This window comes from Stenotrophomonas sp. YJH_SMC_33 (genome assembly GCF_059372295.1).
In genome coordinates this window covers 321,798-332,725 of the sequence record NZ_JCAFVJ010000004.1, presented here as the reverse complement: position 1 = coordinate 332,725, position 10,928 = coordinate 321,798, and the positions used below count along the sequence as shown (strand labels likewise).

Sequence of the window (10,928 nt, the reverse complement as noted above, 5' to 3'; positions counted from 1 at the left end):
TGCTCGTGTGCGCTGTCCTGCGCACACGGCAAGACCGGGGTTGGGCGTCCTGCCCAACCCGCCCGAGGCATGCCTCGGGCCCATGCGGCTCACGCCCCCGCAACCGGACCCACCCCGCCTTCGACAGATTTCCACGATCTGCCGGAACGGCATGAGCTGCTCTTGGTGGGTGTCGACCTTGGTCGACACGTCTGGGTCGGCACGGGGTCGGATCCCGTTGCTGCGCAACGGGCTCTGACCCCAGGCGTGGATGAGGTGGTCTGTTCGATTTATTGATTCCTGATGGGTGACTGGCTTCAGGTCGGCTGTAGGCGGCGGTCATCGCAATGACATGTGACGCCGGTACGGTTTGAGCCCGCTTGCGGGTCGCGCGCGGGCCGGGGTTCCGGTCTTGGCGCGCGTCCACTGCAGCTGCTGTCGCTGCCGAGGGTCATGTGTTCTACGTCAGGGGGCTGAATGGACACCATGCGGTCAGAACTTGGAAGGTGGCCATCGCGGCATGGCTGCTGCTGTCCTTTGCCGCTGCCGGGCAGGACGGTGTTCATGCCTACGACATCCCTGCGCAGCCACTGGAACAGGCGGTCGAGCGCTTCAGCGTCATCAGTGGGTGGTCCGTGATGTACCCGGGCGATCTTGCCGCAGGCCGCAGCAGCCGTGCGCTGCGCGCCAGCCTGCCGCCGCTGCCCGCCCTGCAGGCGCTGCTGCAGGACTCCGGCGTCGAGGCCGAGGTGATCGGCAAACAGCGTGTGGTGCTGCGCCGGGGCGCGCCCTTGGCTGCCGAACCCGGTGTCGGCGCGGAGCTCGCCGATGCGGAACGTCGACGTCGCTATGGTGGGCTGCAGCAGCGGCTGCGTGGGGTGTTCTGTGACGACCCGGAGATCGCTCCCGGCCGCTATGCCGCGACGCTGCGTTTCCGTGTCGACAGCGAGGGCCAGGTGCATGCGCCCGAGCTGCTGTCAGGCAGTGGCAGCGAGCGCCGCGATGCGCGCCTGCTGCAGGCGCTGCAGCACTTGGTGCTGTCGCCCGATGCCGCTGCGCTACCGCAGCCGGTGACGCTGCAGATCCGACCTTCCGGCACCGACCACGACTGTGGCGGGCGCGCGCCCCTTCCATGACTTCAAGGATTCGAACATGAGCAACGGTACGGCTGGGGCAGTTGACCTGATGGACCACCTTCTGGGTGCCTACGATGAACTGAAGCGCCGGCTGGTGCGCAAGCTGGGCTCGGAGGAGCTGGCCGGCGACGCGCTGCAGGACACGTGGATGCGCCTGAGCGCGCGGCGTGACCGCCTGGATGCCGTGCAGAACCCCGCGGCCTACCTGCTGCGCATGGCAATGAATACCGTGATCGACCGCCAACGTGCTGACCACCGCCTGCTGAGCCTGGAGGAGGTGGATACGCTGATGGACATGGCCGACCCTGCACCCGGCCCGGCGCAGGCGGCTGAACTGGACTTCGCGCTGGAAGACATGGTCGGCCTGCTGCAGCGCATGCCCGAGCGCCGTCGCCGCATCCTGCTGGCGATCCGTGTCGACGGCCTGCAGCAGCGCGATGTCGCCGATCACCTCGGTGTGTCGCTGCGGCTGGTGCAGCGTGAGCTGAAGGCCGCCCAGGACTATCTGGCCGAGCGCAGTGGAACGGGGCGCCAGGTGCGGTTCTGAACGGCGGCATCCGTCTACACTTTGACGCCGAGCAGAACCCCGCAGCGTGCGGGTCCGGCATGAGCCCCCATGGATCCTGACGATCGCCCGCAACGCCCGCTGGATGCCGTCGAGCGTCAGGCGCACGCGTGGGTGGTGCGGCTGACCTCGGGCGAGGCGACCGCCGCCGACGGGCGCCGGTTCCGCGCGTGGTGCGAGTCCGACCCGCGCCATCGCGAAGCGTTTGGCCGTGCGCGCCGGCAGTGGGAGCAGGTGCGGCTGGCCGGCGAGCAGCTGCCAGCGGCCGCGCGTCAACCGGTCGCGCCGACGCCGGCCCAGCGCTGGAGCCGACGCGCCTTCCTGGGCGCCGCGATTGCCGCCCCGGCCAGCCTGGTAGTGGTGGCGGCCATCCGCCCGCCGATGGGCCTGTGGCCCTCGGTGACAGCCATGGCAGCCGATTTCCATACCGGCACCGGTGAGCGACTGCAGATCGCGCCCTCGCCGCAACTGAAGATCGAACTGGATACGCAGAGCAGCCTGCGCCGCCGCGCGCACACGCAGGGCGAAGGCTTCGAGCTGGTGCAGGGCCAGGCCGCGATCGAGACCCAGGCCGGTCTGCGCCTGGCGTTGTTCGCGGGCCCGGGCTGCGTGATTGCCGATGAGGGCGCGGTGCGCCTGGACGTACGCAACACCCAGGGCCAGGTGCGGGTGACCTGCCTGCAGGGCAGTGCCCGCATCGAGCATCCGCAGGGTCGGCTGCGGCTGCAGGCGGGCCAGCAGACCCGGTACGACGAGCGCCTCAGTGGTGTGGTGGCCGAGGCCGTGGCGTCGGAAGTGAGTGCCTGGACGGAGGGCATGCTGGTGTTCCGCCGCGCACCGCTGCGTGAGGTGGTGGAGGAGATCAACCGTTACCGCCGCGGCAAGGTACTGCTGGGCGAATCGGCATTGGCGCGCGCCCCGGTCAGCGGCCGCTTCCGCATCGATGATCCGGACGCGGCGCTGGAGCAGCTGCGACGGACGATGTCGCTGGATCTGCGTCGCTTTCCGGGTGGCATCGCCGTCCTTGGATAGATGAAGGCGCTGGCCGTGCGCGCCGCGCCGGGCTGTTGCAAGCAAGGAGAATCCAAGGATGCGCAACGAGACCATCGGTGTGCTCGATCTGCGCCGCAATCTGTCTGCATTGCTGGAAACCACCCAGCGAAGGCCCCTGATGGTGCATCGCTATGGTTCGCCCTGGGTGTGCGTGGTGTCTGACGCGCAGTGGCAGCAGCAGGCGGTGCTGCTGGACTTCAATCCGCAGTCACACCCATTGGCGATGCTGCTGCGGCTGCAGCAGCAGGAGATGCCTTTGGTCGAATCCGGGGCGCTGCCGCCTGCGGTGCTCGCACGCGCACTGCTGTTGGCGGGCATGCATGGCATCGACGATCTCACGCAGCTGCATGAGCAGGTACTGCATCATCGGCTCTGGCACTGGTTCGTGGCGGGCGCCCATGGGGTGATGGAGGGCTGGCAGCTGCCCGCACTGCGCGTTGCGCTGGCGTCATGGTGCGATGACGTGGACATGACCGATGCACTGGTCGCATTCGCTGCCCGCAGCGACGTGGCGGTACTGGCCCGCCGTTGTGGGGGTGACGCACCGCGGCTGCAGCGCGAAGCCTGCAGGCGGATGACGCTGCGATGACGTTGCCGGTGAAGCGCCACCCCGTGCACAGAGTTGCATTCGCGGTGTCGCTTCACCTGCCTTGCTGACGTCTTCTCCAGAGTACGACGCACCACGCGTCGTGGAGCACGGGCGGCGCAGATGGAAGACAGTCGCAGGATCAGCATGCTGGAGCTGGATCGCCACCTGAGCCAGTCGCTGGAGCAGGCACGGCACACGCCCCTGAACGTACAGCGCTATGGGCGCTCGTGGGTCTGGGTGCTGTCCAGTGACGCCTGGGCGGATGCGGCGCGCTGGGCGGCACTGGACAACAGTGCGCATCCACTGGCGGCACTTCGAAAGGCCCTCGACCTGCGGCTGTGGCCCTGGCCCGACGCGGCCATGAGCGCGCTGCCGCTTGGCGCAGCCGATGCGCGACTGCTGCAACGTGCGGCCCTGCTGGTGATCGTGCGTGATCTCAACACTGCGCAGCGCGTGTACGACGACCTGCGCTACCACCAGGCCTACCGCATGTTCATCGGCCTCGACCACGGCACCGCGTGGTCGCCGACGCAGTGCGTGCGCCTGCTGCAGGCGTGCGTGCATCCGTTGTTGCGCGAGTGCATCGACCAGACACTGGCCAGCGTGCCGCCACACCTGCTCGAGGCAGCACGCGTGCCGGCTGCACGTGCGCCCGCACAGGCAACCGCGCAGCGAATCGCAGGCGGATGTTTATCGTACTGACACATGCACCGCTGACCATGGTGCAGCGGTCTCTTCCAGGATGACGAGGGCGGAACAATGGCAAGGCAGGCAGGTGGTTGCAGGGCTCGGCAGCAGGGCTTCAGCCTGATCGAGATCATGGTGGTGGTGGTGATCATCGGCATTCTTGCCGCGCTGATCGTGCCGCGGTTGATGGACCGTCCGGACCAGGCGCGCGTGGTGGCAGCGCGCCAGGACATTGCCGCATTGATGCAGGCCTTGAAGCTGTTCAAGCTGGACAACGGTCGCTATCCCAGTGCCGAGCAGGGCCTGCAGGCGCTGGTGAAGCCGCCGCAGGGCAGCGGTGGGTTGCCGGTGACGCCGTATCTGGATCGCCTGCCGAATGATCCGTGGGGCCATCCGTACCAGTACCAGGTTCCAGGCACTCATGGCGACATCGATGTGTTCTCGCTGGGTGCGGACGGCAAGCCCGGTGGCGACGTCGGGAATGCAGACATCGGCTCCTGGCAGCTGTGAGGCGTGCTGATGGCAGCCCGGACGCGTTCGGTCTCGTGCATCCGCCAGCGTGGCGTGGCGGTGATCGTCGCCGTGCTGGTGGTGGCATTGGTGGCTGTGATTGCCACTGCGCTGCTGACCCGGCAGTCGGCGCAGCTGCGTGCGCTGCGCGGCGACCAGTTGCGCGCGCAGGTGCGCATGGCGGTGGACGCCACGCTGGAGCGTGCGGCGCAGCAGCTGCGTGAGGATGTCAAGGAACAGCTGACCACGGTGCGCGGCGGGCGCTGGGCGCGTCCTTTGCAGCTGCAGGCACCGTTGCCGGTGCAGGTGCAGCTGGTCGATGCCCAGTCGATGTTCAACCTGCGCAACCTGCTGGCCCATGGCAGGCCGGACCCCGAGGCGCGGGGCGCGTTCGTCGCGTTGTGTGCCGGGCAGGGGCTGGGCCAGGGCACCTGCGCATCCGCGGTGGACCGCATCCAGGCGCGCCTGCGCGACGGTGATATGCCGGCGCAGGCGCCGCTGCCGCGCGAATCACTGATCGAACAGGCGCTGGCCGGCGCCGACCCGGTGGCGTTGCAGGCGCTGGCGCGGCGCACAGTGGTGTTGCCCGCGCAGACCCTGGTCAACGCCAATACCTGCGACCTGAGCGTCCTGCAGGCAGTGACGCCTGCGGTGGAACCGGCAAGGCTGCAGGCGCTGCTCGCTGAGCGCGACGCCGGCCACTGGCTGCTCAACCGCGGTGACATCGCCAACCGACTCCAACTGAGCAACGAACAGATGGCCGTGCTTCCGCTGGGTATCCATAGCGAGTGGTTCCTGGCCGTCGGCCGGGTGCAGGCCGACGGCAGCGCGGTTGATTTCCGCGCGCTGCTCTGGCGCGAGTACCGCGACGACGGGGTGCGTGTACAACGGGTGTGGACGAGGATCGGCGCATGACCGTGCAGCTTCGGGTGCGCCTGCCGGCGCTGGCGCACCTGCGCGCTGACAGCGAGGTGGACTGGGCGCAGCTGCACATGGGCGAGGTGCTCGCCCACGGCCGCGACACGCTGGCGGCGCTGGGCCTGCGGCATCCGCGGGCCACGGTGCACGCCTGCCTTGATCCGAACGACCTGATCCTGCTGGAACTGCAGCTGCCGCCGCTGTCCGGGCGCCGCCTGCACGCGGCGTTGCAGGGCGAGGTGGAGGCCATGCTGCTGGATGATCTGCAGGAGGTGGCGCTGGCCCACGGTGCGCAGGCGGCAGACGGTACGGTTCCGGTGGCCTGGCTCGGCCAGCAGGCCATTACGCAGGCGCAGCAGCTGCTGGCCTCGTGCGCGCTGCAGCTGCAGGCGTTGCATCCGACGCCACTGCTGCTGCCTTGGCAGGACCGCCACGCCACGCTGCAGGTCAGCGGCGAGCATCTGCTGGTGCGCAGCGGGCGCGATCGGGGACTTGTCCAATGGTATGGCGGACGTGATGCGTCTGCGGTGATGCAGGCGTTGGCCACCCGCCTGCAACAGGCCGGCGTGCAGGCCGTGCAATGGATCGACAGCGTACCGCCGGCGTGGCCGGGCAGCCTGCCGGCCACCGCCGTCGCGCATGAACTGCAGGCCTGTGGCCCCTTGCCGGGTTGGTCATTGCCGCTGCCCGGCGCAGGCCGTCAAGCGCCGCGACTGGCGATCGGCCTGGCACTGGCGGCGGTGCTGTTGGCCGCACTTGGGCTGCAGTGGCAGGTCTCGCGTTGGCGGATCGAGGGTGAGGCGCTGCAGCAGGACATGGCACGGCAGTTCAGCGCACGCTTCCCGGAGATCACCGATGTGGTGGACCCGGTGTTGCAGGCAAGGCGAGCGCTTGCGGTTCCGCCGCCAGCGCCGCCGTTGCCGGCGCTGCAGCGTCAGGTCGCCAGCACGCTGCACGCGGTTCCGGAGCTGGCGGGGCAGGTGCACAGCCTGCACTACCAACCCGGGCAGGTGTACCTGGAGCTGGACGCTGATGCTCGGGCATTGGCCGACGATCCACAGCGGCTTGAGCGCTGGCAGCAAGCGGTGCAGGCGCAGGGGCTGCAGCTGGTGCGCGATGCCGGTGGACGCCTGCGGGTGAGCGGAGCGGGACAGTGACGACGCGAACCTTGCGGCTGAGCGAGGGGCTGGCGGGCGTGCAGCAGCGCTGGCAACGCCTGCCACCGCGCGACCGGCTGATGCTGTGGGTGATGGCGGTGGCGCTGCTGGTGGCGGGCCTGTGGTCGTTATGGCTGGAGCCCTTGCTGAAGCAGCGCACGCACTGGCAGGCCGAACTCCCACGGCTGCAGGCGCAGCAGCGCGCACTGGCACCGCTGCTGCACGCCCGTGAGCGCCAGCAGCTGGCGCAGGGCCAGCATCCGACCCTGGCCGGACTGCGTGACCAGATCAAGGCTGCCGGTCTGGCTGGCGGCCTGCATATCGAAGCGCGCGACGGGCGCTGGCACCTGCAGGTACGGGCCGTACCTGCCGATGCGCTATGGAACTGGCTGCTGCCGCTGCTGGCCGACCCTGCCATCGAGCTGCAGCAGCTGCAATTGACACGCACAGGGGATGCGAACATGCCGGCGGCACGGATTTCAGGACACATCGTGATGGTGGCCCCTGCGGGTGCCCATCCATGAGGGCGATGCGCAGCCTTGCCTGCAGTGCCGCATTGGCCCTGATCGTGGGCGTGGCCCACATGCCGGCGCCGGTGGCGGCGCAGGACACAGGCGATGAGCCGGTGCAGCTGAACCTGGTGGATACCGATATCGGTGGCGTACTGCGCATGGCAGCGCGCTTCACCGGGCGCCAGTTCCTGGTCGATCCACGGGTGACCGGCAAGATGACAGTGGTTTCCGATGGCCCGGTCAGCCGTACCCAGGCCTATCAGCTGCTGCTCGGGGCGTTGCGCATGCGCGGCTTTGCGGTGGTCGAGAACGGCGGCGTCAGCCGGGTGGTGCCGCAGGCCGACGCCAAGCTGCTTGGCGGCCGGGTGGGCGCCGGTGGTGCAGGGGGCGAGATCGCCACGCGCACCTTCCCTCTGCGCTACGAGAATGCTGCCGCGCTGGTGGCAGTGCTGCGGCCGATGATCAGTCCGGACAATCCGATCACTGCCAACCCCGGCAACAACACCCTGGTGATCACCGACTATGCCGACAACCTGGAGCGCATCGCACGGGTTATCGCCAGCGTCGATACTCCGGCCGGCATGGACACCGATGTAGTGAAGCTGCAGCAGGGCATCGCTGTGGACGTCGCGGCGATGGTCGCGCCGCTGCTGGATGCGCAGGGCGCCGAGCCCAGCCAGAAGGTGGTGGTGATGGCCGACCCGCGCAGCAACAGCGTGCTGCTGCGTTCCAGCAGCCCCGGCCGCACCCGTCTGGCGCGGCAGCTGGTGGAGAAGCTGGACCGCGCCCAGGACGAGTCCGGCAACCTGCATGTGGTCTACCTGCGCAATGCCCAGGCCAATCAGCTCGCCGGCGTGCTGCGGGGCGTGGTTGCGGGGCAGAGCGATGCGCCGGCAGTGGGCAGCAATGAAGGCATCACGCCACTGCCTGGCGATGCAAGCCGTTCCGCACCGGCGCAGCCGTCGCAACCGCAGCAGGCCAAGACCGGAAGCAATGCGCTGGAATCGCAGCGGCTGGACCCGAGCCGGCGTGACCCGATCGATGCGGGAAGCACCGGCTTCAGCGAGAACGGCATCTCGGTGCAGGCGGACGTGGCCACCAACACGCTGCTGATCTCGGCGCCGGAGCCGGTGTACCGCAACCTGCGACGGGTGATCGACCAGCTCGACCAGCGCCGTGCACAGGTGCTGGTCGAGAGCCTGATCGTGGAGGTCAACCAGACCGATGCGGCCGAGCTGGGCGTGCAGTGGATGCTGGGCAATGGACGCACCTTTGGTGGCACCCACTTCGGTGGCGCCACCGGCGGCAGTGGACTCAATACCGGTGCCCGCACCACGCTGGACGTGCTTCCCCGGGATGGCCTGAAGATCGGCGTGATCGACGGCACCATCAACCTTCCAGGTGTCGGCCAGATCCTCAACATGAAAGCGCTGGCCAACGCACTGCAGAGCAAGGGCGGCGCCAACATCCTGTCCACGCCGAACCTGATGACGCTGGACAACGAAGCGGCCAGCATCATGGTCGGCCAGACCGTGCCGTTTGTCAGCGGGCGCTACGTGACCGACGGTGGCGGCGGCAGCAACAACCCGTTCCAGACCATCGTGCGCGAGGACGTGGGCCTGAAGCTGCGCGTGCGCCCGCAGATTTCCGAAGGCGGCACGGTGAAGCTGGACATCTACCAGGAAGTCAGCAGCATCGACGCGCAGAGCGCGAACAGCACGGCCGGCATCATCACCAACAAGCGCGCACTGGATACCAGCGTGCTGCTGGACGATGGCCAGATCATGGTGCTGGGTGGCCTGCTGGAAGACAGCGTCAGCCATGGCCGTGATGCGGTGCCGGGGCTGGGAAAGATCCCGGTGCTGGGCGCCTTGTTCCGCAGCGACACGCGCAAGCGCGCCAAGACCAACCTGATGGTGTTCCTGCGCCCGCACGTGGTGCGTGACCCGGCCGCCGGCCAGCGCCTGACCCGCGACCGCTACGACTACATGCGCAACGCGCAGGCGGGCGCGCAGCCAGTACAGAGCTGGGCCTTGCCGGCGCTGTCGGCACCGCAGCTGCCACCGCAGGACCTGTCTGTACTCGGCCAGGGCAATGCGCGCGATGGCCGGGGCCAGCCGTTGCAGAACACCAGCCTGGCCGCGTTGTATCCGTCCGGTGACGGCGATGCGCAGCTGGTGCAGTTCGCGCAGGGGCTGGACCCGGCGCGTGCCAGCCAGGGCGTGGCGCAGGTGCGGGCACTGGGCCTGCAGGCCTATGCTGAAGCGACGCCCGGCGAGAGCGGGCAACGCCTGCGCGTGCGATTGCCGCGCGATCCGGCGACGCTGGACCCTGCGCTGCAGCAGCTGCGCGGGCTGGGCTACACGCCGGAACTGGTGATCGGGCCGTGAGCGCTTCCGCGCCGCTGGCGTACGCCTGGGTGCGCAGCCATGGCGTGATGCTGTCCGAAGTTGGCGGCGAGCCCGTGTTGCTGGGCACCGCCGACACCGCAGCGTGGGCCGTGGCCGAGCTGCGCCGGCGGCATGGCCCGCTTCCGTTCCAGATGCTGGATGCGGCAGCCTGGCAGCAGCGCTTGGGCGAGCAGTACCGTGACGGCGGCGATGCCGCTGCGGTGGTGGGGGCCGCCGAGAGTGAAGTCGATCTGGACCGGTTGATGCAGGACATGCCGGAGGTCACCGACCTGCTGGATGCGCAGGACGATGCGCCGGTGATCCGCATGATCAATGCATTGCTGGCACAGGCTGCACGCGACGGTGCCAGCGATCTGCATATCGAGCCGTTCGAGACCCATTCGGTGGTGCGCTACCGGGTGGACGGCACGCTGCGCGACATGGTGCAGCCACAGCGCGCACTGCACGCAGCGCTGGTGTCGCGCATCAAGATCATGGCCCACCTGGACATCGCCGAGAAGCGGTTGCCACAGGATGGGCGCATTGCGATCCGCGTGGGCGGGCGGCCGCTGGACATCCGTGTTTCCACTGTACCGACCGGGCATGGCGAGCGCGCCGTGCTGCGATTGCTGGAAAAGGATGCCGGCCGCCTGCAGCTGCAGCGCCTGGGCATGGCCGATGACACCTTGGCCACATTCACCGGGCTGATCCGGCAGCCGCACGGGATCGTGCTGGTGACCGGGCCGACCGGCAGCGGCAAGACCACGTCGCTGTACGCCGCGCTGGGCCAGCTCGACAGCAGCACCAGCAACATCCTCACCGTGGAAGACCCGGTGGAGTACGACTTCGCCGGCATCGGCCAGATCCAGGTCAATGCGCGCATCGGCATGAGCTTCGGCACCGCGCTGCGCGCGATCCTGCGCCAGGATCCGGACACGATCATGATCGGCGAGATCCGTGACCTGGAGACCGCACAGATCGCGGTGCAGTCGTCGCTGACCGGGCACGGTGTGCTGGCTTCGCTGCACACCAACGATGCGGTCTCGGCGGTGACCCGCCTGGCCGACATGGGTGTGGAGCCCTTTCTGCTGGCTTCGTCGCTGCGCGGCGTACTGGCGCAGCGGCTGGTGCGCCGGCTGTGCACGCAGTGCCGGCGTGCCGAGGTGGATGGCGAAGGCCGAACCGTGTGGCGCGCGGTGGGCTGTGCGGCCTGCGCCAACAGCGGCTATCGGGGGCGTACCGGCATCCACGAACTGTTCGTGGTCGATGACCGCGTGCGCGCATTGATCCATGAAGGGCAGGGCGAGCCCGCGCTGCGCGAGGCCGCGCGGCGCGCCGGCATGCGCACGTTGCGGCAGGACGGCCATCGCTGGGTCGACAGCGGGGTGACCACGCTGGAAGAAATCCTGCGCGTCACCGGCGACGACTGAGA

11 protein-coding genes are annotated in these 10,928 nt (G+C 68.9%); all 11 read left to right on the top strand.

The features are described from left to right. Positions 1-434: 434 nt before the first annotated feature. On the top strand, positions 435-1,115 hold the full coding sequence (locus tag AC5P9W_RS09820; protein ID WP_111098550.1) for an STN domain-containing protein: 681 nt from the start codon (positions 435-437) through the stop codon (positions 1,113-1,115). Between the two features lie 16 nt (positions 1,116-1,131). Further along, complete coding sequence (locus AC5P9W_RS09815; protein WP_026347004.1) at positions 1,132-1,662, top strand: RNA polymerase sigma factor; 531 nt, start codon at positions 1,132-1,134, stop codon at positions 1,660-1,662. Between the two features lie 69 nt (positions 1,663-1,731). Continuing rightward, a complete protein-coding gene (locus AC5P9W_RS09810) occupies positions 1,732-2,712 on the top strand; it encodes a FecR family protein (protein ID WP_111098549.1) in 981 nt (326 codons plus the stop codon). A gap of 58 nt (positions 2,713-2,770) precedes the next feature. Then, positions 2,771-3,322 (top strand): hypothetical protein, encoded by a 552-nt coding sequence (locus AC5P9W_RS09805; protein ID WP_111098548.1) that lies wholly within the window; start codon positions 2,771-2,773, stop codon positions 3,320-3,322. A 120-nt stretch (positions 3,323-3,442) separates the two neighbouring features. Beyond that, the gene (locus AC5P9W_RS09800; RefSeq protein ID WP_180832547.1) at positions 3,443-4,024 is read left to right on the top strand and encodes a hypothetical protein; all 582 of its coding nucleotides are present in this window, start codon (positions 3,443-3,445) and stop codon (positions 4,022-4,024) included. A 57-nt stretch (positions 4,025-4,081) separates the two neighbouring features. After that, on the top strand, positions 4,082-4,519 hold the full coding sequence (gene gspG / locus AC5P9W_RS09795; protein ID WP_180876715.1) for a type II secretion system major pseudopilin GspG: 438 nt from the start codon (positions 4,082-4,084) through the stop codon (positions 4,517-4,519). A 9-nt stretch (positions 4,520-4,528) separates the two neighbouring features. Then, on the top strand, positions 4,529-5,434 hold the full coding sequence (gene gspK, locus AC5P9W_RS09790) for a type II secretion system minor pseudopilin GspK (RefSeq protein ID WP_206621559.1): 906 nt from the start codon (positions 4,529-4,531) through the stop codon (positions 5,432-5,434). Continuing rightward, positions 5,431-6,594: a type II secretion system protein GspL gene (gene gspL, locus AC5P9W_RS09785; RefSeq protein ID WP_111103355.1), complete on the top strand. Its 1,164-nt coding sequence runs from the start codon at positions 5,431-5,433 to the stop codon at positions 6,592-6,594. The genes gspK and gspL overlap by 4 nt, the downstream gene beginning before the upstream one ends. Continuing rightward, the gene (locus tag AC5P9W_RS09780) at positions 6,591-7,118 is read left to right on the top strand and encodes a type II secretion system protein M (RefSeq protein WP_058980542.1); all 528 of its coding nucleotides are present in this window, start codon (positions 6,591-6,593) and stop codon (positions 7,116-7,118) included. The genes gspL and AC5P9W_RS09780 overlap by 4 nt, the downstream gene beginning before the upstream one ends. Beyond that, positions 7,115-9,496 (top strand): type II secretion system secretin GspD, encoded by a 2,382-nt coding sequence (gene gspD, locus AC5P9W_RS09775; protein ID WP_197575913.1) that lies wholly within the window; start codon positions 7,115-7,117, stop codon positions 9,494-9,496. The genes AC5P9W_RS09780 and gspD overlap by 4 nt, the downstream gene beginning before the upstream one ends. Next, complete coding sequence (gene gspE / locus AC5P9W_RS09770; protein WP_197575914.1) at positions 9,493-10,926, top strand: type II secretion system ATPase GspE; 1,434 nt, start codon at positions 9,493-9,495, stop codon at positions 10,924-10,926. Before gspD ends, gspE begins: the two co-directional genes overlap by 4 nt. Positions 10,927-10,928 lie beyond the last annotated feature (2 nt).

What these genes read in the sequence shown, in the direction of transcription:
- AC5P9W_RS09815 (WP_026347004.1), top strand. Translation starts at nt 1,132, where the DNA reads ATGAGCAACGGTACGGCTGGGGCAGTTGACCTGATGGACCACCTTCTG.
- AC5P9W_RS09810 (WP_111098549.1), top strand. Translation starts at nt 1,732, where the DNA reads ATGGATCCTGACGATCGCCCGCAACGCCCGCTGGATGCCGTCGAGCGT.
- AC5P9W_RS09805 (WP_111098548.1), top strand. Translation starts at nt 2,771, where the DNA reads ATGCGCAACGAGACCATCGGTGTGCTCGATCTGCGCCGCAATCTGTCT.
- AC5P9W_RS09800 (WP_180832547.1), top strand. Translation starts at nt 3,443, where the DNA reads ATGGAAGACAGTCGCAGGATCAGCATGCTGGAGCTGGATCGCCACCTG.
- gspG (WP_180876715.1), top strand. Translation starts at nt 4,082, where the DNA reads ATGGCAAGGCAGGCAGGTGGTTGCAGGGCTCGGCAGCAGGGCTTCAGC.
- gspK (WP_206621559.1), top strand. Translation starts at nt 4,529, where the DNA reads ATGGCAGCCCGGACGCGTTCGGTCTCGTGCATCCGCCAGCGTGGCGTG.
- gspL (WP_111103355.1), top strand. Translation starts at nt 5,431, where the DNA reads ATGACCGTGCAGCTTCGGGTGCGCCTGCCGGCGCTGGCGCACCTGCGC.
- gspD (WP_197575913.1), top strand. Translation starts at nt 7,115, where the DNA reads ATGAGGGCGATGCGCAGCCTTGCCTGCAGTGCCGCATTGGCCCTGATC.